Here is a 22,147-nt window from a genome sequence, read left to right on the forward strand (position 1 = left end):
CCCATCAGTCCAGCCAGACATATCCCGCGAGTCGCCCCGTGGCGCGCTCGCGGCGGTACGAGAAGTGATCCTTCGACTCCAGCGTGCACACCGGCGACTGCTCCCGGTCGCACACCCCGAGCCGGTCGAGCTGCGCGTGCACCCCGGCGGTCACGTCGACCGCCGGCGTGCCCCAGCTCGTCTCGGCGTACGCCGCCGGCTCGACGGCGGCCACGTCGGCGCGCATCGCCTCCGGCACCTCGTAGCACCGCCCGCAGACGGCCGGTCCGGTGCGGGCGACGATCCGGGACGGCTCGGCGCCCAGCTCGGTCATGGCCCGTACGGCGGCCGGGACGACCCCGGCGACCAGGCCGGGCCGGCCCGCGTGGACGGCGGCGGCGACGCCGGCGACCGGGTCGGCGAGCAGCACCGGCGTGCAGTCGGCGGTGAGGACGGCGAGGGCGAGTCCGCGGCGGGCGGTGACGATCGCGTCGACCTCCGGCACGGGCCGCTCGCCCCACGGTCCGTCGACCACCGCCACGTCCGCCCCGTGCACCTGGTTCATCCAGACCACCCGGGCCGGATCGAGGCCGAGCGACGCGGCGGCCAGTTCCCGGTTGGTCCGCACGGCCCCGGGGTCGTCGCCGACCGCTCCGCCGAGATTGAGCTCCTCGTACGGAACGGCGCTCACTCCGCCCCACCGGTCGGTGAAGGCGAAGTGCGCGCCGTTCACGATGTCGCGCTGTGTGGTCACGTCTGAAGGATCACTTGAGGAAGTCCGGTACGTCCAGTTCCTCTGCCGCGCTGTCCGAGTAGGACCGCGACGGGGGAACGGGCGGGGCGACCGGCTCGGGAGCCGGCTCCGGCTCCTCCTTCGGCGTGACGCTGCCGAGCGAGCCGAAGGACGGCCTGCTCTCGGGCTGCCGTACCGGGGCCGGCTCCTCGCGGCGGGCCGGGGCCGAGGACGAGCCGAGGACGGTGTCCCGGCGGGCCGGCGGCTGGCCCCCGTCGAATCCGGCCGCGATCACGGTGACCCGGACCTCGTCGCCGAGGGCGTCGTCGATGACCGCGCCGAAGATGATGTTCGCCTCGGGGTGGGCGGCCTCGCTCACCAGCTGGGCGGCCTCGTTGATCTCGAACAGGCCGAGGTCGGAGCCGCCCGAGATGGACAGCAGCACGCCCCGGGCGCCGTCGATGGACGCCTCCAGGAGCGGGGAGGAGATCGCCATCTCGGCGGCGGCCACCGCGCGGTCGTCGCCGCGGGCCGAGCCGATGCCCATCAGGGCCGATCCGGCCTCCGACATGACCGACTTGACGTCGGCGAAGTCGAGGTTGATCAGACCGGGGGTGGTGATCAGGTCGGTGATGCCCTGCACACCGGAGAGCAGCACCTGGTCGGCGGACTTGAACGCGTCGAGCACGCTGACCTGGCGGTCCGAGATGGACAGCAGCCGGTCGTTGGGGATGACGATGAGCGTGTCGACCTCTTCGCGGAGTTCCGCGATGCCGTCCTCGGCCTGGTTGGCGCGGCGGCGCCCCTCGAAGGTGAACGGGCGCGTGACCACGCCGATGGTCAGGGCGCCCAGGGAGCGGGCGATGTTGGCCACGACGGGCGCGCCGCCGGTGCCGGTGCCGCCGCCTTCACCGGCCGTCACGAAGACCATGTCGGCCCCCTTGAGGACCTCCTCGATCTCCTCGCGGTGGTCCTCGGCTGCCTTGCGGCCGACGGCCGGGTTGGCTCCGGCGCCGAGTCCGCGGGTGAGTTCGCGGCCGACGTCGAGTTTGACGTCGGCGTCGCTCATCAACAGCGCCTGTGCGTCGGTGTTGATGGCGATGAACTCGACGCCCTTGAGACCGACCTCGATCATCCGGTTGATGGCATTGACACCACCGCCGCCGACACCGATGACTTTGATGACTGCGAGGTAGTTCTGCGGTGCTGCCACGTCGAAGGCCTCTCGCCTCGAGTTACGTGTCGGCGGATCACCGAGGCGCAGCTACGCCTCGCGATCCGACGACTGATGCCGAATGGGACGGTCCGTTTCGCCGACCCGAACCCTAACGTTGAAGTTTAGGGTTACCAGTGTGACTGTTCGCTGGAGTCTTCCGAACAGGACACTAAGTCGACAAGTGGCGCGCGTTCAACGAACACGCCGAACCTCCCGTTTTTCTTTTCACCCTATGTGATCAGGCATAGCGCTGCCCAACCAGGGTGCTGGCCTGCTCGGATGTGCGTCAACTCCCCGATGACGCGGGGGCGCTGGGAACGCTGACGTCGAAGTGCCGTGCGTCCGGGGCCGCTTTCATCAGGGCGACCAGCGTGCGGGCCTTCGCGGCGCCCCTCTCGCCGCTTCCCCAGGCGACGGTGCGGCCGTCCCCCAACTCCAGCGAGATGTCGTCGTAGGAACGCACCTTGACCGTGCGGGTGCCGTGCGCGACGGCGGCCGGCAGGGCGTCCGCGACCCGGACCGCCTCCCGCACCAGCCGATTTCCGTCGAAGCGCCGCAGGCTCGCGGCCGCCGAACCCGGGCGGGAGAGGTGCAATTCGAGCGCGGGAACGCCTTTCGGGGCCCGGGAGACCGTGGCGAAACGGACTCCTTCCTCGTCCACTTCGACGAACTTTCCGCCCTTTTCGACAATCAGCACCGGGGTGCGCTCGATTACTTTCAGCCCGATTTCGTCCGGCCAGGAGCGGACCACCTCGACCGTGCCGACGCGCGGCAGTTTCCGGCGCAGCCGCGCCTCGACGTCTCCGGTGTCCACGGAGATCAGCGGCGCCCCGGCCGGGACGTCGGCCGCCGCGCGCACCTGAGCGGGCGTCAGCACCGCCGTCCCGGAGACCGAGACCTGCCGCACGCGCAGCCAGGGCGAGCCGTACAGCAGCCAGAGCGTGGCGGCGCCGAGGACGACGACCGCGACAGCGGCGACGGCGAGCACGGGGGGCCTGCGGGGCCCGAGCCGCCGGACGAGGAGCGCAGCGGACGACTCCTGCTGGCGTTCACCGCGTTCGGCGGTGGTCGATCCGGCCACGCACACTCCCTTCCCCTGGCTCGGTCCTCCCCCGGCCGCCTTCGGCCCGGGGAGGACCACCGGGGCGCCTCAGCCCGCGCCCCTCCGGCTCGCTCGCCGATGCGTCACCGGCGCGGGTGCGCGGCGATCGCCTCGTACACCATGCCGACGAGCAGGTCGTCGGCGTCCCGGCGGCCGAACTCGGCGGCGGCACGGGACATCTCGTACAGCCGGTGCGGGTCGGCGAGCACGGGCAGGACGTTCTCCCGCACCCAGTCGGGCGTCAGTTCCGCGTCGTCGACCAGGACGCCGCCGCCGGCCTTGACCACCGGCTGGGCGTTCAGCCGCTGTTCGCCGTTGCCGATGGGCAGCGGGACGTAGGCGGCCGGGAGTCCGACGGCGGAGAGCTCGGCGACGGTCATCGCGCCCGCGCGGCAGAGCATCATGTCGGCCGCGGCGTACGCGAGGTCCATCCGGTCCAGGTAACTTACCGGGATGTACGGAGGCATTCCCGGCATCTGCTGCACCTGCGGCAGTTCGTTCTTCGGGCCCACCGCGTGCAGGATCTGGATGCCGGCCTGCTGGAGCCACGGAGCGACCTGCTGGACGACCTCGTTCAGGCGGCGGGCGCCCTGCGAGCCGCCGGAGACCAGCAGCGTGGGCAGGTTGGGGTCGAGACCGAACAGCGCGCGGGCCTCGGGGCGGGCCGCGGCCCGGTCGAGGGTGGCGATGGAGTGGCGCAGCGGGATGCCGATGTAGCGCGCGTTGCGCAGCTTGCTGTCGGGGGTGGCGACGGCGACCTGGGCCGCGTAGCGCGAGCCGATCTTGTTGGCCAGGCCCGGGCGGGCGTTGGCCTCGTGGATCACGATCGGCACGCCGAGGCGCTTGGCCGCCAGGTAGCCCGGCAGCGCGACGTACCCGCCGAAGCCGACGACGACGTCCGCCTTGGTGCGCTCCAGGATCTGCTCGGTCGCCTTGATCGTGCCGCGCAGCCGGCCCGGGACGGTGATCAGCTCGGGCGTCGGCTTACGGGGCAGCGGTACGGCGGGGATCAGCGCGAGCTCGTAGCCCCGCTGCGGAACGAGCGTGGTCTCCAGGCCGCGCTCGGTGCCCAGGGCCGTGATCCCCACGGTCGGGTCCTGCCTGCGCAGGGCGTCCGCGAGGGCGAGCGCGGGCTCGATGTGGCCGGCGGTCCCCCCACCGGCGAGTACGACATGCACCGAAATTCACCGCTCTCCGGACGTGCGCGCCGCCGAGGCGCGCCGTCGCATCGTGTTCCATCTCCGAGGCCCCCGTGCCGGCACGGCGCCTCCCGCCCGCTTTCTACCAAAGCGAGGTTGCCGCATCGAAAGCGCCGCCCGCGCAGCGGGCTCGTCACGCGCGAACGCGATCAGCAGCCCGATGGCGAACATGGTCGGCAGCAGGGCGGATCCCCCGTAGGAGAACAGCGGGAGGGGGACGCCGGCGATCGGCAGCAGGCCGAGCACCGCACCGATGTTGATCACCGCCTGCGCGATGATCCAGGTGGTCACGCCTCCCGCGGCATACCTGACGAAGGGGTCCTCCGTGCGTCCGGCCACGCGGATACCCGCATAGCCTAGAGCCGCGAAGAGGGCCAGCACCGACAGCGTCCCCGCGAGGCCCAGTTCCTCACCGGTGACGGCGAAGATGAAGTCCGTGTGCGCTTCCGGGAGTTGGCCCCATTTTTCCACACTCGCGCCGAGCCCTGATCCGAAGATCCCGCCGGAGGCGAGGGCGTAGATGCCGTGCACGGCCTGCCAGCAGTCGACCGGTCCGGACTGCGGTTCGGTGGCGCCGATGCAGGACAGGCGGGCCATGCGGTTGGGGCTGGTCCTGATGAGGACCACCCCGATGGTGGCCGCGACCGACAGCACCCCGACGAACAGCCGGGTCGGCGCACCGGCCAGCCACAGCAGGCCGAACAGGATCGCCGTCAGGATGATCGCCGTGCCCATGTCGCCGCCGAGCATGATCAGCCCCAGCAGCAGGAAGGCGACCGGCACCATCGGCACCAGCATGTGCTTCCACTGCGTCAGCAGCTTCCGGTCCTGCTTGCGGGCGAGCAGGTCGGCGCCCCACAGCACCAGGGCGAGCTTGCCGAACTCGCTGGGCTGGAGCTGGAAGGGACCGCCGACGGCGATCCAGTTCTGGTTGCCGTTGACCGACATCCCTATCCCCGGGACCTGCACCAGGGCCATCAGGAACACCGCCCCGGCGAGGATCGGGTAGGCCAGCGCCCGGTGCAGCTTGACCGGCATGCGGGAGGCGGCCAGCAGCAGCACTCCGCCGATGGCGGCGGCGAGGAGCTGCTTGCGGAAGAAGTACGAGCCCGGCAGGGACATCTGCAACGCGGTGACCTGGGACGCCGAGTAGACCATCACCAGCCCCAGCACCGTGATCAGCATGCTGCCGCCGAGGATCAGGTAGTAGGCGGTCAGCGGCCGGTCCCAGGCGCGCCGGGCCCTGGCGTACAGGCGGCGCACGGGGTTGTCGCGGGACGGCCGGGCGGGGGCGGGACGCCGGACGGCCCGCTGGACCGGCGGGCGTCCGCCGGTGCGGCTACCGGGCACGGCGCGCTCCCGGGCGGCCGCCGGGGAACCGTGGCGCACGGGTCCCCGCGAAGCCGTCCTCCGGCACCACGGCGGCCGGTCGCCGCCCCGCACCGCCGGCGGCCGACCGCCGGCCACACCCGGGCCACATCCGAGTCACGCGTCCCTCCAAGGGTCCCGAGGCGCCCGCCGTGGCCGAGGCCGATCGTCAGGTGCCCGCGCCGAGTTCGCGAACCGCCTCCGCGAACGCGTCACCGCGCTTGTTGTAGTTGGCGAACATGTCCATGGAGGCGCAGGCGGGGGCCAGCAGGACCGTGTCGCCCCGGACGGCGAGCCGACCGGCCTCCTGGACAGCCTGGAGCATCGCCCCAGTGTCGGTCCGGTCGAGGTCGACCACGGGTACTTCGGGGGCGTGTCGCGCCAGGGCGTCGCGGATCAGCGCGCGGTCCGCGCCGATGAGCACCACGCCGCGAAGTCGCTTTGCCGACTTGGCGACGAGTTCGTCGAAGGTGGCGCCCTTGGCGAGTCCGCCCGCGATCCAGACGATGGACTCGTAGGCCGCCAACGAGGCTTCCGCCGCGTGGGTGTTGGTGGCCTTGGAGTCGTCGACGTAGGCGACCCCGTCCACGTCGGCCACGTGCGCGATGCGGTGGGCGTCCGGTGTGAAGGCCCTCAGGCCGTCCCGTACCGCCTTGGCGGGGACGCCGAAGGCGCGCGCCAGGGCGGCCGCCGCAAGGGCGTTGGCGATGTTGTGCGGGGCCGGCGGGCGGACGTCGGAGACCTCGGCGAGCTCCTGGGCGTTCTTGTGCCGGTTCTCGACGAAGGCGCGGTCGACCAGGATGCCGTCCACGACGCCGAGTTGGGACGGCCCGGGGGCGCCCAGCGTGAAGCCGATCGCCCGGCAGCCCTCCTCGACGTCCGCCGCGCGCACCAGGTCCTCGGTGGCCTTGTCGGCGACGTTGTAGACGCAGGCGACCCGATTGCCCTCGTAGATACGGCCCTTGTCGGCGGCGTACGCCTCCATGGAGCCGTGCCAGTCGAGGTGGTCGGGCGCGAGGTTGAGCACGGCGGCGGAGTGGGCGCGCAGCGAGGGCGCCCAGTGGAGCTGGTAGCTCGACAGCTCCACGGCCAGCACGTCGTACGGCTCGTCGCCGAGCACCGCGTCGAGCAGCGAGACGCCGATGTTGCCGACGGCCGCGGTGCGCAGCCCGGCCGCCTTCAGGATCGACGCCAGCATCTGGACCGTCGTCGTCTTGCCGTTGGTGCCGGTGACGGCGAGCCAGGGGGCGGCGTCCGGCCCGCGCAGCCGCCAGGCCAGCTCGACGTCGCCCCAGATCTCGACGCCGGCCGCGCGGGCCGCGGCGAACAGCGGCTTGTCCGGCTTCCAGCCGGGCGCGGTGACGACGAGCTGCGTGCCGTCGGGCAGGGTGGCGCCGTCACCGAGGCGGACGGTGACGCCAAGCGCCTCCAGCTCCGCCGCCTGCTCGCGCGCGCGTGCGTCGTCGCCGTCGTTGACGACGGTGACCTTCGCACCGAGCCCGTGCAGCGCCTTGGCCGCCGGGATGCCGGAGACGCCGAGCCCGGCGACGGTGACGTGCTTGCCCTGCCAGTCGGTCACTTGTCCGCTGCCCATCCCGCGTAGAAGAGGCCCAGTCCGACGATGACGCAGATGCCCTGGATGATCCAGAAACGGACCACAACGAGGACTTCGGACCAGCCCTTGAGTTCGAAGTGGTGCTGGAGCGGGGCCATCCGGAAGACGCGCTTGCCGGTGAGCCGGAAGGAGCCGACCTGGATGACCACCGACATGGTGATGAGGACGAACAGGCCGCCCATGATGGCCACCAGCAGCTCCGTGCGGGAGAGGATGGCCAGGCCGGTGAGGACGCCGCCGAGGGCGAGCGAGCCGGTGTCGCCCATGAAGATCTTGGCGGGCGAGGTGTTCCACCACAGGAAGCCCAGGCAGGCGCCCATCAGCGCGGAGGCGACGACGGCCAGGTCCAGCGGGTCGCGCACCTCGTAGCAGGCGCCCGGGTTGGTGAGCGTGGTGGCGTTGGCGCAGGACTCCTGGAACTGCCAGACGCCGATGAACGTGTAGGCGCCGAAGACCAGCACGGAGGCGCCGGTGGCCAGGCCGTCCAGACCGTCGGTGAGGTTCACGCCGTTGGACATCGCCAGGATCATGAACAGCGCCCAGACGACGAACAGCACCGGGCCGATCGACCAGCCGAAGTCGGTGATGAACGACAGCTTGGTGGACGCCGGGGTGTTGCCGCGCGAGTCGGCGAACATCAGCGACAGCACCGCGAAGGCGATGCCGACGATCAGCTGGCCGGCCATCTTCGCCTTGGCCCGCAGACCGAGCGAACGCCGCTTGACGATCTTGATGTAGTCGTCGAGGAAGCCGACCAGTCCCATGCCGAACATCAGTCCCAGGACCAGCAGTCCGGAGTAGGTCGGGGGGTAGCCGGTGATGACCTTGCTCAGGAAGTACGCGGCGATCGTCGCCAGGATGAAGGCGATGCCGCCCATCGTCGGCGTACCGCGCTTGCTGGCGTGCTCGCGCGGGCCGTCGTCGCGGATGTACTGGCCGTAGCCCTTGCGGGCCAGCAGCTTGATCAGCAGCGGGGTGCCGATCAGGGTGAGGAAGAGGCCGATGACACCCGCGAACAGGATCTGCTTCATCATCGGGCCGCGACCTCACCCTCGGTACCGGTCGCGAGCAGCGCCTGGGCGACGCTCTCCAGACCGACCGAACGGGACGCCTTCACGAGTACGACGTCCCCCGGGCGCAACTCGCTGCGCAACAGGTCGACCGCCGCCTGTGCGTCGGACACGTGCACCGACTCCTCACCCCACGAACCCTCGTTATATGCGCCCAGTTGCAGCCAGGACGCTTCCCTGCCCCCGACCGCGACGAGCTTGCTGACGTTGAGCCGGACGGCGAGCCGTCCGACCGCGTCGTGCTCGGCGAGCGCCTCGTCCCCGAGCTCGGCCATCTTGCCGAGCACCGCCCAGGTCCGCCGTCCCCGGCCCATGGCGGCCAGCGCGCGCAGCGCGGCCCGCATGGACTCCGGGTTGGCGTTGTAGGCGTCGTTGACGACGGTCACGCCGTCCGGGCGCTCGGTGACCTCCATCCGCCAGCGGGAGAGGGAGCCCGCCTCGGAGAGCGCGGTGGCGATCTCTTCCGCGGACATGCCCAGCTCATGGGCGACGGCGGCCGCGGCGAGCGCGTTCGACACGTGATGCTCACCGTACAGGCGCATGGTCACATCGCTTGCACCGGAGGGTGTGCGAAGCCTGAAGGCGGGCTGTCCGCTGTCCGTGAGTCGCACGTTCTCGGCGCGTACGTCCGCTTCGTCGGATTCTCCGAAGAAGAGCACCTTCGCCGCGGTTCGGGACGCCATGGCGCGCACCAGGGGGTCGTCGGCGTTGAGGATCGCGGTGCCGCCCTCGTCCGCCGGGGGCAGGCTCTCGACGAGTTCGCCCTTGGCCTGGGCGATCTGCTCGCGGCCGCCGAACTCGCCGATGTGGGCGGTGCCGACGTTGAGCACCAGGCCGATCCTCGGGGGCGTCAGGCCGGTCAGGTACCGGATGTGGCCGATGCCGCGGGCGCCCATCTCCAGCACCAGGAACTTCGTCTCCTCGGTGGCGCTGAGGGCGGTGAGCGGCAGCCCGATCTCGTTGTTGAGCGAGCCCGGGGTGAACACCGTCGGCGCCTTGCGCCGCAGCACCTGGGCGATCAGGTCCTTGGTGCTGGTCTTGCCGGCCGAGCCGGTGAGGGCCACGAGGGTCGCGCCGAGACGTCGTACGACGTGCCGCGCGAGGGCGCCGAGGGCCGCCTGGACGTCGTCGACGACGATCGCGGGGACGCCGACGGGGCGCGACCCCAGCACGGCCACCGCGCCCGCCTCGACCACCTGCCGGGCGAATTCGTGGCCGTCCGCGCGCTCGCCGACGAAGGCGACGAACAGGCTCCCGGGCTGCACCTCCCGGGAGTCCCGGACGACCGAGGCGGTCACCAGGACGGACGGGTCCGGTATGTCGTGTGTCTGCCCGCCGACGACTTCTGCGATCTCGGCGAGAGAGAGGGCGATCACAAGTTCATCCCTGGGTCTTCTGGATAGCTTCGCGAAGCACCTGGCGGTCGTCGAAGGGACGGACCACCCCGGCGATGTCCTGGCCCTGCTCGTGGCCCTTTCCGGCGACCAGCACGGTGTCGCCCGGCCGGGCGCGGGCGACGGCTGCGGCGATCGCGGCGGCCCGGTCCTCGAAGACCTGGACCTCGCCGCGTTCGTGCGCCGGCACGGACGCCGCGCCCTCGAGCATGGTCGCGAGGATCGCGAGGGGGTCCTCGGAGCGGGGGTTGTCGGAGGTCAGTACGGCGGTGTCGGCGAGCCGGGCCGCCGCGGCGCCCATCGGGGCCCGCTTCGTCCTGTCCCGGTCGCCGCCGCAGCCGAGCACGACGTGCAGCCGGCCCTCGGTGACCTTGCGCAGCGCGCGCAGCACCGATTCGACGGCGTCCGTCTTGTGGGCGTAGTCGACCACCGCGAGGTAGGGCTGCCCGGCGTCCACGCGCTCCAGGCGGCCCGGCACCCCGGGCACGGCGGCGATGCCGTCGGCGGCGGCCTGCGGGTCGAGGCCCGCCGCGGCGAGGGCGACGATCGCGGCGAGGGTGTTGGCCACGTTGAACGGGCCCGGCAGCGGCGACCTGGCGCCGATGCGCTCGCCCTGCGGGCCGACCACGGTGAACGTCGAGTCGAGCTGCCCGATCTCGACGTCCTCGGCGCGCCAGTCGGCGTCGGGGTGGCCCTCGGCGGAGTAGGTGACGACCGGGACGCCGGCCTCCTTCGCCAGCCGGCGGCCGTACTCGTCGTCGGTGTTGACGACGCCGAGCCGGCTGCGTTCGGGGGTGAACAGCCGCGCCTTGGCCTGGAAGTAGTCCTCCATGCCGGAGTGGAACTCCATGTGCTCCGGGCTGAGGTTGGTGAACACCCCGATGTCGAAGACGCAGCCGTCGACCCGGCCGAGGACCAGCGCGTGGCTGGAGACCTCCATGGCGACGGCTTCCACGCCGCGTTCCCGCATGACGGCGAACAGCGCCTGCAGGTCGGTCGCCTCGGGTGTGGTGCGCTCGGACTTGATGCGCTCGTCGCCGACGCGCATCTCGACCGTGCCGATCAGGCCGGTCTTCCGCGCGGTCCGCAGGCCGCCTTCGACGAGGTAGGCGGTGGTGGTCTTGCCGGAGGTGCCGGTGATGCCGATCTGGAGCAGGTCGCGGCCCGGGTGGCCGTAGATGGTGGCCGCCAGTTCGCCCATCCGCCCCCGCGGGTCGTCGACGACCAGGACCGGCAGGCCGGTCGCGGCGGCGCGCTCGGCGCCGGTCGGGTCGGTGAGCACGGCGACGGCTCCGAGACCGGCCGCCTGGGTCACGAAGTCGGCGCCGTGCAGGCGGGCTCCGGGCAGCGCGGCGTAGAGGTCGCCCGGGCGCACGGCTCGTGAGTCGTGGGTGATGCCCGTGACCTCCGCGGTCGTCTCCGGCACGGCGGCACCCAGCTGACCGGCGAGTTCCGCGAGGGGTGTGGCGGGGACGCGCACCGGTCTGGGCGGACCCGGATATGTCACGGATACGCCCTTCTGGGTGGTTTGGGACTGATCAGCGTGTGGCACGGCGGTGAGCGTACCGGGCTCACCCGCCTGCGGGCGAAGCGAGGGCGTGGGCGGCGTCTGGTTCCCGGGGTCGGGAGTGATCATGGTCACGGAGGGTCCTGGCTGGTCGGCGCTGATCAGGGTGTGTAGCTGACGGGAAGGTTGGCGGGCTTGGTCCCGGTGGGCGGCACCTGGAGGGTCTTCAGCGCGAACTCCATCACCTGCTTGTAGATGGGTCCGCAGATCTGGCCGCCGAAGTAGATTCCTTCGGTGGCGTTCTGGATGGCGCAGTAGACGGTGACGCGCGGCTTGTCGGCGGGCGCGAATCCGGCGAACGATGAGGTGTAGCCGCGGTACTTGCCGGTGGCCGGATCCACCCGGTTGGCGGTGCCGGTCTTGCCCGCGACGCGGTAGCCGGGGATGCGTGCCCTGGTGCCGGTGCCCTCCCGGTCGTCCACCACCGACTCCAGCATCTGGGCGAGGGTCTTGGCCGTCTTCGCGCTGATGACCCGTGTCTTCTTGGGTTTCGGCGTGGCCTCGAAGCGTCCGTCGGCTCCCTTCGTGCCGCGCACGAGGGTGGGTTCCACGCGTACGCCGCCGTTGGCGATGGTCGAGTAGACGGACGCCGCCTGCATCGCGTTGATCGACACGCCCTGGCCGAAAGGAATCGTGTACTGCTGCGAGGTCGACCACTGGTCCGGCGGTGCGAGGATGCCCTTGGTCTCGCCGGGGAAACCCAGCCCGGTGTAGCTGCCGAGGCCGAACTTGCGCAGGTACGAGTAGAGAACCTGGTTGGCCTGCCGCTGTGTCTTGCCCAGTTGGCCGGTGGCCAGGATGGTGCCGATGTTGCTGGACTTGGCGAGCACGCCGTTGAGCGTCAGGTTCCACGTCCTGTGGTCGATGTCGTCCTTGAAGAGGCGGTCGCCGCGGTGCAACCGGTTGGGCACCACGACGTGCGTCAGCGGGGTGGCCACGTTCTCCTCCAGCACGGCGGCCATCGACATCACCTTGGCGGTGGAGCCGGGTTCGTAGGCGTCCTGCAGGGCCGCGTTGCCCATGGCGGAGGAGTCTGCCTTCGTAAGGTCGTTGGGGTCGAACCCCGGCGAGTCGGCCATGGCGAGGATCTCGCCGGTGCGGGTGTCCTGGACGATGACGTAGCCGCGGTCGGCCTTGGACTTCTTCACCTGCTCGGTGATGGCGTTCTGGGCGGCCCACTGGATGTCGCGGTCGATGGTGAGCTCGACGTCGGCCCCGGGCACGGCGGGCGTCTCGGTGGAGCCCGCGGTGGGCACCTGCCGGCCGCCGGACTGGGCGTAGCGGATCTTGCCGTCCTTGCCGGTGAGCGTCTTGTCGAGCTGCTGCTCGATGCCGCCGCCGCCCTTGCCCTCGGCGTTGACCCAGCCCAGTATCCCGGCGGCGAGGTCGCCGTTGGGGTACACGCGCTTGCTGCTGGGGTCGGAGAAGACTCCGGCGAGGACGTTGACGGTGGAGGAGTCCGTCCCCGACTTCGCGGCGAGCGCCGACTTCAGGTCCTTGATCTGGGTCCACACCTGCGGGGTCTGCCGGCTCGCCAGCAGGACGTACTGCAGCTTCTTGTTCTTCGGCCGCAGCTTCCTGACGAGCGTCTCCTGGTCCTGGCCGAGGATCGGCGCGAGGAGCGCGGCCGCCTGCTCGGGGCCGTCGCCGACCTTCAGCAGCTTGCGGGTGAACATCGTGGGGTCGGCGGTGATGTCGTACGCGTCCACGCTGGTGGCGAGGGCGACGCCGTTGCGGTCGGTGATGCCGCCGCGTGCGGCGGCGAGGACGTGGCCCACGTACCGGTTCTGCTCGGCCTTGGCGGCGTACGTGCTCGCGTCGACGGCCTGCACCTGCAGCAGCCGGACGGTGAACGCGGTCAGCACCAGGGCCAGGCCGACGCCGACCATGCGCAGGCGAGGACGGGGATTGCCCAGCTTCAGGGGGCGCGGGGCGGTGGCCCGGCCCGGCGCCGGGCGGCGGGCCGGGCGGGCGCCGGGGCCCGGACGGCGCTGGCCGACGACGGGCCGGGCGGTGCGCTCGGGCCGGGCGGGGCCGGGGACCCGGCGGCGCGGCGGTTGCCTGTCGGACACTTCCGTCACCTGCCGGGGCTCGTGGTCGGGGCGGGGGCGGCCGCCGGGACGGAGGCCGCGGTGAGGGCCGCGGTGAGGGCGGCGGCGGGGACGTCGCGCGGGGCCGGTACGAGTGCCGGTGCGACGGCCTCCGGCGGGAGCACGACGCCGGGACCGCGGGCCGCGGACTGCCGGGCGGCGGCGGAGGGGACGCCCTTGACGGTGCCGTCGGGGCCGAGAAAGGCAGGGTCTCCGCCGGGGACCATGCCGAGCTCGCGGGCCCGGCGCTGGAGGGCGTCGGGGGCGGAGTAGGAGTCGATGTCCCGCTGGAGCGCCTGCTGCTCGTCGGTGAGGTTCTTGGTGTCCCTCTCCAGGTCGTCCAGTTTGAACGCGCCCTCGCTGAGCGCGGAGTTCAGCATCAGCAGCCCGATCAGGCCGCCGCCGAGGAGGACGACGACGAGCAGGACGAAGGGGGTGCGGGCGGCCTGCCCCCGCGCGTTCGCGCCCGGGATGAGCCGCGCGAGCCGGGCCGCCCGGCCGCGCAGCTCGGGTGTTCGCGTCGCCGGCTCACCCTTCTTCGCTTCGGGGTGCTTGCGATCCGGGTGCTTCCGATCCGGGTTGTCGCGATCCGGTTTACCGCGATCCGGATCCTTGCGTTCGGCCTTCCTCGGTTCCGGCTTCCTCGGTTCCGGTTTCCTCGGTTCCGGCTTCCTCGGTTCCGGTTTCCTCGGTTCCGGCTTCCTCGGTTCCGGTTTCCTCGGTTCCGGTTTCCTCGGTTCCGGTTTCCTCGGTTCGGCTTTCCTCGGTTCGGGTTTCCTCGGGTCGGGTTTCGTGCTCACGCGCCCTCCAGTGAGTCCGGTTCCCCGCCGCACTCATCCCTCGGGTGTCCCGTCCCCCGGCTCATTCGGCGTCCTCCCGGACCCGCACGGCTCCGCGCAGACGGGCCGGGGCCGCCCTGCGGTTCTCGGCGACCTCCTCCTCGGTGGGGAGTTCGGCGCCGCGCGTGAGCAGTTCGAGACGGGGCTGGTAGCGCTCCGGGACGACCGGCAGCCCGGGCGGCGCGGTGGAGGCGGCTCCGGCCGCGAACACCTGCTTGACCAGCCGGTCCTCGAGCGAGTGGTACGACAGCACAGCGATCCGTCCGCCGACGTCCAGCGCCTTCACGGCGGCCGGGATCGCCCGCTCCAGGACGGCGAGTTCGCCGTTGACCTCGATGCGCAGGGCCTGGAAGGTGCGCTTGGCCGGGTTGCCGCCGGTGCGCTTGGCGGCCTGCGGCAGCGCGTCCCGGATGACCTCCACGAGCCGCGCGCTGGTGGTGAACGGCTCCTTCTCCCGCTCGCGCACGACGGCGGACACGATCCGCTTGGCCTGCTTCTCCTCGCCGTAGGCCCGCAGGATCCGCACGAGTTCGCCCGGCGGGTAGGTGTTCAGGACCTCGGCGGCGCTGATGCCGGTCGTCTGGTCCATGCGCATGTCGAGCGGGGCGTCCTGGGCGTAGGCGAAACCGCGGTCGGCCTCGTCCAGTTGCATGGAGGAGACGCCGAGGTCGAACAGGACGCCCTGCACGCGCGGGATGCCGAGCCGGCGCAGCACCTCGGGCAGTTCGTCGTACACGGCGTGCACCAGGGTGGCCCGTTCGCCGAACGGGGCCAGCCGCTCGCCGGACAGCCGCAGCGCCTCCTTGTCGCGGTCGAGGCCGACGAGCCGGGCCTCGGGGAACCGGGTCAGCAGCGCCTCACTGTGGCCGCCGAGGCCCAGCGTGCAGTCGACGACCACCGCTCCCGGCCGCTCCAGGGCGGGGGCCAACAGGTCCAGGCACCGCTGGAGCATCACCGGGACGTGTCGACTTTGGCTGCTCAAGGGGCCCTCTCAGGTCCGGCGGGGCCGCACGCACCGCCGGGTCCACGCCCTCCCCGGCTGACGCCGGGAGTCCCCCCGCGAAGGGGAGGCCCGCCGGCGCCGGAAGCGTCAGCCGACCGGAGAGCGGGAGGAGGCCGAGCCGTACGTACGCGCCGCGCACGTGGGGAGATCTCCGGATGTTCGCCGGGGTCTCCGGGGGATTCCAGTCCAGCAGGGAGAGCCTCGCCTCCCGCTTTCGCGCCACTTTAGTCCACCCGGTCCCACGGTCAATCAACCGGCCTGCGCGTCGTGGTCCGGCGTGCGCGCGAAGCGGCGAATCGGGGAAAAGCACCCGCACGGCCGCCCCGCCGCCACCCCTGTGGCGTACCTCACAAGGGGGCGTGATGACGCTCTTTTCCCACTCTCACACCGCGACCGGACGTCGGGTGACCAGTACCGTCATGGGTATGACGACTTCTGCATCGGTTCCCGTAGACCCCCAGAGCGCCATAGCGGGCGACACCGTCACCGACCGCCTCGTCGAGGCCAACGGACGGTACGCCTCCGCCTTCACCGACCCCGGGATGGACGCCCGCCCGGTCCTCCAGGTCGCGGTGGTGGCCTGTATGGACGCCCGCCTCGACCTGCACGCCGCCCTCGGCCTGGAACTGGGCGACTGTCACACGATCCGCAACGCCGGCGGCGTCGTCACCGACGACGTGATCCGCTCCCTCACCATCAGCCAGCGCGCGCTCGGCACGCGCAGCGTGGTCCTCATCCACCACACCGGCTGCGGCCTGGAGTCCCTCACCGAGGAGTTCCGGCACGAGCTGGAGATGGAGGTCGGCCAGCGTCCGGCCTGGGCCGTCGAGGCCTTCCGGGACGTCGACCAGGACGTGCGGCAGTCCATGCAGCGCGTGCGCACCTCGCCGTTCCTGCTGCACACCGGCGACGTGCGCGGCTTCGTCTTCGACGTGAAGACGGGCCTGCTGCGCGAGATCGACCCGTCCTGAGCACACCGGGCCCACCCCCGTCGCCCCGCCACCGTCCGCCGTCGTCGTCGTCGTTCCGTTGCCGATTCCACCCTCGGGCCGCCCAAAAGGTCGTAAGACCCGACATAACGAAAGCACTTGTCCACAGGCGAGTGACACGAATCGGTAACGGCAGCAAGAATGCGTGGTGGGGTGTCACACGGAACCATTCACGTGTGGTGTCCGTGTTCCAGGGGTGGGCCGGTCCGCACCACAGTGCGTCGGCCCGGAGAAAGAACGGGCCGAGGAGGGCCGGGTGACGACCTATGACGATCGAGCGAGCCTTGGAGATCTGACTTCCACTGTGGAGCGGATCCGCAGTTCCGTGGAAGGAGTGATCGAGGGCAAGCCCGAGGTCGTACGGCTTTCGCTGACCGTGCTGCTCGCCGAGGGACATCTGCTCATCGAGGACGTCCCCGGCGTGGGCAAGACAATGCTGGCCAAGGCGCTCGCGCGGTCCATCGACTGTTCGGTGCGGCGTATCCAGTTCACGCCCGACCTGCTGCCCTCGGACATCACCGGGGTGTCCATCTGGGACCAGCAGCGCCGCGACTTCGAGTTCAAGCCGGGCGCCATCTTCGCGCAGATCGTGATCGGCGACGAGATCAACCGCGCCTCGCCGAAGACGCAGTCCGCCCTGCTGGAGTCGATGGAGGAGCGTCAGGTCACCATCGACGGGCAGACCTATGAACTGCCCAGCCCCTTCATGGTGGTGGCGACGCAGAACCCGGTCGAGATGGAGGGCACCTACCCGCTGCCCGAGGCGCAGCGCGACCGCTTCATGGCCCGGGTCTCGGTGGGCTACCCCAGCGTGGAGGCCGAGCTGCAGATGCTCGACGTGCACGGCGGGGTGTCCCCCCTGGAGGACCTGCAGCCCGTGGCGCACGCGCACGACATCGTGAAGCTGATCGAGGCCGTCCGCGGCGTGCACGTCGCCGAGACGGTCCGGCGGTACGCGGTGGACCTGGTCGCCGCCACCCGCACCCACCCCGACCTCAGACTCGGCGCCTCCCCGCGCGCCACGCTGCACCTGCTGCGCGCGGCCAAGGCGGCCGCCGCCCTCGGCGGGCGGGAGTACGCGCTGCCGGACGACGTGCAAGCGCTCGCCGTCGCGGTACTGGCCCACCGGCTGCTGCCCACCGCCCAGGCCCAGCTCAACCGCCGCACCGCGGAGCAGGTCGTCCAGGAGATCCTGCAGCGCACGCCCGTGCCCGCGGCGCCCCAGCAGCAGAACGGCTTCGGCGGTCTCGGCCACGGCCCGGCCTACGGCCAGCAGCCGCCGCGGAGGCTGTGATGACCACCGGCCAGGCCGGGAACCCGGAGGCCGACCGCGGCGAGAAGGGCGGCGTCCGGGCCGCCCTGGCGGGCCTGACCACCCGCGGGCGCTCCTTCCTGGCGGCCGGTGTCGCGGCCGCCGTCTGCGCCTACGTGCTCGGGCAGAGCGACCTGCTGCGGGTCGGCCTGCTGCTCGCCACGCTGCCCCTGGTCTGCACGCTGGTCCTCTACCGCACCCGCTACCGGGTGGCCGGCAGCCGGCGCCTGTCCCCCGAGCGCGTGCCCGCCGGCAGCGAGGCCCGCGTCCACCTGCGCATGGACAACGTCTCGCGGCTGCCGACGGGCCTGCTGATGCTCCAGGACCGGGTGCCGTACGTGCTCGGCCCGCGGCCCCGCTTCGTGCTCGACCGGGTCGAACCGGGCGGCCGCCGTGAGGTCTCCTACCGCGTCCGCTCCGACCTGCGCGGCCGTTACCCGCTGGGCCCGCTGCAGCTGCGCCTGACCGACCCGTTCGGCATGTGCGAGCTGACCCGGTCGTTCTCGACGTACGACACCCTGACGGTGATCCCGCGGGTGGAGGCGCTGTCGCCGGTGCGGCTGAGCGGCGAGGCCAAGGGGTACGGCGACGGGCGGCAGCGTTCGCTGGCCCTGGCCGGCGAGGACGACGTCATCCCGCGCGGCTACCGCTACGGCGACGACCTGCGCCGCGTCCACTGGCGCTCCACCGCCCGCTACGGGGAGTTGATGGTACGCCGCGAGGAGCAGCCCCAACGCGCCCGCTGCACGATCCTCCTCGACACCCGGGGCCTGGCCTTCCGCGGCGCGGGCCCTGACTCGGCCTTCGAGTGGGCCGTCTCCGCCACGGCGTCCGTCCTGGTGCACATGCTGGAGCGGGGGTTCTCGGTGCGCCTGCTGACCGACACCGGCAACTCGGTGCCCGGGGAGGGCGCCGACGGGTTCGCCGGCGCGAGCCAGGAGACGGCCGACGCGGCCGGGATGATGATGGACACCCTCGCGGTGATCGACCACTCGGACGGCACGGGCCTGTCGCGGGCGTACGAGGTGCTGCGCGGCGGGAACGAGGGGCTGCTGGTGGCCTTCTTCGGCGACCTCGACGAGGAGCAGGCCACGGTGGCGGCCAAGATGCGCCGGCGCAGCGGAGGCGCTCTCGCGTTCGTGCTGGACAGCGGCTCGTGGGTGCGGGAGGCGACCGACGTGCCCGGGGCGTCGGACCGGAGCGGGGAGCGGCTGCGGATGCTGCGGGAGGCGGGCTGGACGGCGCTGGGCGTGCCGCGCGGCGCCTCGCTGGACGCGCTGTGGCGGCAGGCGGACCGTGAGCGCACGGGCCTGGCCGCCGCGGGCGGGACGGGCGCGAAGGCGGCGGGCGGGGCAAGCACCGAGGGGGCGGGTTCATGAGCGGGCGGGCACGACTGGCGCTGTGCGCCTGGGCGGCCACGCTGATGACGTCGTGCGCCCTGCTGCCCCTGGTCGACCCGGCCACCTGGATCCTCCAGTCGGCCGTGCTCCTGATGGTGCAGACCGGCGTGGGCGCGGCGACCCGGCGGGTGCCGCTGGCCCGGCCGCTGACGATCGCGGCGCAGGCGCTGGTGACGCTGATGCTGCTGACCCTGGTCTTCGCGCGTACGCAGGCCGTGGCCGGCTTCGTGCCGGGACCGGATGCCTTCCGCCACTTCGGCGCCCTGCTGCGGCAGGGCGCCGACGACATCGCGCGGTACGCCGTACCGGCGCCGCTGGCGTCCGACGGCATACGGCTGATGCTGATCGGCGGCGTCCTGGTGATCGGCCTCGCGGTGGACACCGTCGCCGTGACGTTCCGCAGCGCCGCCCCGGCCGGGCTGCCGCTGCTGGCGCTGTACTCGGTCGCCGCGGGGCTGTCCGACGGCGGCGCCGACTGGCTGTGGTTCCTCGTCGCCGCCGCGGGCTACCTGATGCTGCTGCTGGCCGAGGGCCGGGACCGGCTGTCGCAGTGGGGCCGCGTCTTCGCCACCGCGCCGCGCACGCCCGGCCGGGGCAGCGGCGCGGTGGCGCCGGTGCGCACCGGACGGCGCATCGGCGCGGTCGCGCTGGGCATCGCCCTCGCCGTGCCGCTGGCGCTGCCCGCGATGAACGGCGGTCTGCTGGACGGCGCCGGCACGGGGGTGGGCTCCGGCACCGGAAGCGGCGGCACGATCTCCGCGGTCAACCCGCTGGTGTCGCTGCGCGACAGCCTGAACGTGGACTCGGACCGTCAGGTGCTGTCCCTGAAGACCGACAGCGACGACATCTCGAACCTGTACCTGCGGATCGTCTCGCTCGACGACTTCGACGGCAGCACCTGGAAGCCGGCCAAGCGGCGCATCGAGGGTGTGCCGGACAAGTTCCCGACGCCGGCCGGCCTGGGCGCGGACGTCCGGCGCACGCAGATCCAGACCCGTATCACGGCGGCCGACTGGTACGCCCAGGACTGGCTGCCGATGCCCTACCCGCCCAGCGGCGTGGAGATCGGCGGCAGGTGGCGCTACGAACCGGTGGGCATGACGCTGGTCGGCGACCACGGCCAGACCACCCGGGGCAAGACCTACCTGGTCAAGAGCCTGGACGTGGAGCCGACGGCGGAGCAGCTCGCCGACGCGCCGGAGCCGCCCGCGGAACTGAAGCGCGAGTACACCAAGCTGCCCGACTCGGTGCCCGCGGTGGTCGCCCGGACCGCCCGCGAGGTCACCGACGGTGCGACGAGCCACTACGAGCAGGCGGTCAGGCTCCAGGACTACTTCGCCGTGACCGGCGGTTTCGACTACGACACCGATGTCCAGGTCGGCACCGGGCCGCAGGCGATCGCCCGCTTCCTGAAGGACAGGCAGGGCTTCTGCGTCCACTTCTCCTTCGCGATGGCGGCGATGGCACGCAGCCTCGGCATACCGGCCCGGGTGGCGGTGGGCTTCGCGCCGGGGACACCGCAGGCGGACGGCTCGGTGTCGGTGGGGCTGAAGGACGCCCACGCCTGGCCCGAGCTGTACTTCGAGGGCGTGGGCTGGACCCGCTTCGAGCCGACTCCCAACCGGGGCTCGACTCCCTCGTACACGCAGACGGACACGCCGGGGAACAGTCTGCCCGACGTGGCGCGGCCCTCGCAGTCGGCGGGCGCGTCCGCGGCGGCGGAGCCCTCGGCGAGCGCGAGCTGCGGGGCGCAGGACAAGAAGCTGGAGGCGTGCGGCAACGCGCTGCCGACGGGGCCGACGCAGACGGACGACGCCGGCCCGCCCTGGTACCAGATCGGCGGCTGGGCACTGCTGGGCCTGCTGGTGCTCGCGGTGCCGCTGCTGCCCATGGCGTGGCGGCTGCGCCGACGCTCGGTGCGGCTGGCCTCCGCCCAGCACGCCGCGTCGGGCGGGGCCGAGCCGGATGCCGGGTACGCGGCGGAGGCGGCCGCGGGCCATGTCCTGGCCGTCTGGCGGGAGCTCGTCGACACGGCCTGGGACTACGGCATCGTGCCGGACGACGCGCTGACCCCGCGCAAGGCGGCCGCGCGGATCGTACGGCTCGGGCAGCTGGACCCGGCGGCGGCGGAGTCGGTGCACCGGGTCGCGGGCGCCGTGGAGCAGGTCCTGTTCGCTCCGCGCCCGCAGGCCGTGCCAGGGCTTCCCGACGCCGTCCACCGCATGCGCGCGGCGCTGCGCTCCCGGGCCGGCCGTGCCACCCGGGTACGGGCGGTGATCGCGCCCCGCTCGGCCGTCCGCGCCCGGTGGGAACTCACCGACCGCTGGACGGCTCTGAAGGCCCGCATCGTCGAACGCCGGCCGACCTGGCCCCGCCGCCCCTCGGGCCAGCACAGCAGCTGACCCCCGACGCCCCGCCCGGCCCGGGCGTGCCGCCGACCCACTGCGCACGGCCCGGTGCCGCCCTCGGCGGCTGCCGGGCCGGTGTCCGCCAGTCGGCCTGCCCGTCGACGCCGGGATACGGCCTTGCCGCGTGCGGGGCGGTTCCGTCGCGGCAGGTACGGGCCGGGCATGCGTGAGGGGGTGACCACCTGTGGTGGTCACCCCCTCAGCGATGTGATCGGGGGCGTCGGCCGGAGGCGGGCTAGTGGCCCTGCTCGTCGCGGCGCCGCTGCCAGCGCTGTTCTATGCGGTCCATCATGGAGCGCTTCGGCCGTCCCTGACGGCGCCCGTGCGGGGCGCCGGCGGGGTGTTCGCCGGGCTTGGGGGCCTTGCGCCAGCCGGTCACGGCGAGCACGGCACAGCCCAGCATGACGAGGAACCCCACCACACTGAGCCAGACCTGCTTGGCGACCATTCCGGCCATGAGGAGCGCGATACCTACGAGGAAGCCCGCGACCGCCTGGTAGACCCGCCGCCGGGTGTACGTACGCAGCCCGCTTCCCTCGAGCGCCGACGCGAACTTGGGATCTTCGGCGTACAGCGCTCGCTCCATCTGCTCGAGCATGCGCTGCTCGTGCTCCGAGAGCGGCACGGAGTCCTCCTCATCGTGCAGTCGCCGGGGCGACCCGGGGGTCCCTTCAGGATAGGCAGGGAATCGCCCCCGTGAAACCCGCCCCTCTGCGCCAATTGGCCAACCGGAACCCGCCATGGACGTCCCGGGCTCGCTGAGACTTCCATTCCCCAGCGGCCGACCCGTCATGCCGGGTGGTTCCCTCCGATCATACGGCGCGGACCGCCCGATCGGGCGACCTGTGGCGTACTCCATCCGC

At 72.3% G+C, this 22,147-nt stretch carries 17 protein-coding genes; 4 read left to right on the top strand and 13 right to left on the bottom strand.

What is annotated here, in order from left to right:
* Window positions 1-4: 4 nt before the first annotated feature.
* From pgeF to rsmH, 12 genes are all read right to left on the bottom strand, one after another.
* Window positions 5-733, bottom strand: coding sequence for a peptidoglycan editing factor PgeF (pgeF, locus tag ACZ5GT_RS04530; protein WP_469014059.1), 729 nt, complete (start codon window positions 731-733; stop codon window positions 5-7).
* A gap of 10 nt (window positions 734-743) precedes the next feature.
* A complete protein-coding gene (gene ftsZ / locus ACZ5GT_RS04535; protein WP_469014061.1) occupies window positions 744-1,925 on the bottom strand; it encodes a cell division protein FtsZ in 1,182 nt (393 codons plus the stop codon).
* 289 nt (window positions 1,926-2,214) lie between these two features.
* The gene (locus tag ACZ5GT_RS04540) at window positions 2,215-3,009 is read right to left on the bottom strand and encodes a cell division protein FtsQ/DivIB (protein ID WP_469014063.1); all 795 of its coding nucleotides are present in this window, start codon (window positions 3,007-3,009) and stop codon (window positions 2,215-2,217) included.
* A 104-nt stretch (window positions 3,010-3,113) separates the two neighbouring features.
* A complete protein-coding gene (murG, locus tag ACZ5GT_RS04545) occupies window positions 3,114-4,208 on the bottom strand; it encodes an undecaprenyldiphospho-muramoylpentapeptide beta-N-acetylglucosaminyltransferase (protein WP_469014066.1) in 1,095 nt (364 codons plus the stop codon).
* A gap of 6 nt (window positions 4,209-4,214) precedes the next feature.
* The gene (ftsW, locus tag ACZ5GT_RS04550) at window positions 4,215-5,579 is read right to left on the bottom strand and encodes a putative lipid II flippase FtsW (RefSeq protein WP_469014068.1); all 1,365 of its coding nucleotides are present in this window, start codon (window positions 5,577-5,579) and stop codon (window positions 4,215-4,217) included.
* 187 nt (window positions 5,580-5,766) lie between these two features.
* Entirely contained in the window at window positions 5,767-7,191 is a 1,425-nt protein-coding gene (murD, locus tag ACZ5GT_RS04555; protein WP_469014069.1) for a UDP-N-acetylmuramoyl-L-alanine--D-glutamate ligase, read from the bottom strand.
* Window positions 7,173-8,243 (bottom strand): phospho-N-acetylmuramoyl-pentapeptide-transferase, encoded by a 1,071-nt coding sequence (gene mraY / locus ACZ5GT_RS04560; protein WP_324783879.1) that lies wholly within the window; start codon window positions 8,241-8,243, stop codon window positions 7,173-7,175. The genes murD and mraY overlap by 19 nt, the downstream gene beginning before the upstream one ends.
* The gene (locus ACZ5GT_RS04565) at window positions 8,243-9,658 is read right to left on the bottom strand and encodes a UDP-N-acetylmuramoyl-tripeptide--D-alanyl-D-alanine ligase (RefSeq protein ID WP_469014072.1); all 1,416 of its coding nucleotides are present in this window, start codon (window positions 9,656-9,658) and stop codon (window positions 8,243-8,245) included. The genes mraY and ACZ5GT_RS04565 overlap by 1 nt, the downstream gene beginning before the upstream one ends.
* A gap of 4 nt (window positions 9,659-9,662) precedes the next feature.
* On the bottom strand, window positions 9,663-11,183 hold the full coding sequence (locus ACZ5GT_RS04570; protein ID WP_469014075.1) for a UDP-N-acetylmuramoyl-L-alanyl-D-glutamate--2,6-diaminopimelate ligase: 1,521 nt from the start codon (window positions 11,181-11,183) through the stop codon (window positions 9,663-9,665).
* A 161-nt stretch (window positions 11,184-11,344) separates the two neighbouring features.
* Complete coding sequence (locus ACZ5GT_RS04575) at window positions 11,345-13,315, bottom strand: peptidoglycan D,D-transpeptidase FtsI family protein (protein ID WP_469014079.1); 1,971 nt, start codon at window positions 13,313-13,315, stop codon at window positions 11,345-11,347.
* Window positions 13,316-13,320: 5 nt separating this feature from the next.
* Window positions 13,321-14,133: a cell division protein FtsL gene (gene ftsL, locus ACZ5GT_RS04580; RefSeq protein WP_469014082.1), complete on the bottom strand. Its 813-nt coding sequence runs from the start codon at window positions 14,131-14,133 to the stop codon at window positions 13,321-13,323.
* Between the two features lie 61 nt (window positions 14,134-14,194).
* Window positions 14,195-15,154 (bottom strand): 16S rRNA (cytosine(1402)-N(4))-methyltransferase RsmH, encoded by a 960-nt coding sequence (gene rsmH / locus ACZ5GT_RS04585; RefSeq protein ID WP_469014084.1) that lies wholly within the window; start codon window positions 15,152-15,154, stop codon window positions 14,195-14,197.
* Window positions 15,155-15,600: 446 nt separating this feature from the next.
* Between rsmH and ACZ5GT_RS04590 the strand changes: the two genes are divergently transcribed.
* The 4 genes from ACZ5GT_RS04590 to ACZ5GT_RS04605 all read left to right on the top strand — a co-directional run bounded on the left by ACZ5GT_RS04590 (window position 15,601) and on the right by ACZ5GT_RS04605 (window position 21,278).
* Entirely contained in the window at window positions 15,601-16,146 is a 546-nt protein-coding gene (locus tag ACZ5GT_RS04590) for a beta-class carbonic anhydrase (protein ID WP_469014087.1), read from the top strand.
* Window positions 16,147-16,420: 274 nt separating this feature from the next.
* On the top strand, window positions 16,421-17,458 hold the full coding sequence (locus ACZ5GT_RS04595) for an AAA family ATPase (protein WP_469014089.1): 1,038 nt from the start codon (window positions 16,421-16,423) through the stop codon (window positions 17,456-17,458).
* Window positions 17,458-18,855 (top strand): DUF58 domain-containing protein, encoded by a 1,398-nt coding sequence (locus tag ACZ5GT_RS04600; protein WP_469014091.1) that lies wholly within the window; start codon window positions 17,458-17,460, stop codon window positions 18,853-18,855. Before ACZ5GT_RS04595 ends, ACZ5GT_RS04600 begins: the two co-directional genes overlap by 1 nt.
* The gene (locus ACZ5GT_RS04605) at window positions 18,852-21,278 is read left to right on the top strand and encodes a transglutaminase TgpA family protein (protein WP_469014093.1); all 2,427 of its coding nucleotides are present in this window, start codon (window positions 18,852-18,854) and stop codon (window positions 21,276-21,278) included. The genes ACZ5GT_RS04600 and ACZ5GT_RS04605 overlap by 4 nt, the downstream gene beginning before the upstream one ends.
* A 241-nt stretch (window positions 21,279-21,519) precedes the next feature.
* Here ACZ5GT_RS04605 and ACZ5GT_RS04610 read toward each other — a convergent pair whose 3' ends face one another.
* Window positions 21,520-21,909, bottom strand: a complete 390-nt coding sequence (locus ACZ5GT_RS04610; protein ID WP_469014095.1) for a DUF3040 domain-containing protein — start codon at window positions 21,907-21,909, stop codon at window positions 21,520-21,522.
* Between the last annotated feature and the right edge of the window lie 238 nt (window positions 21,910-22,147).

Source organism: Streptomyces sp. NPDC031340 (assembly GCF_055569945.1).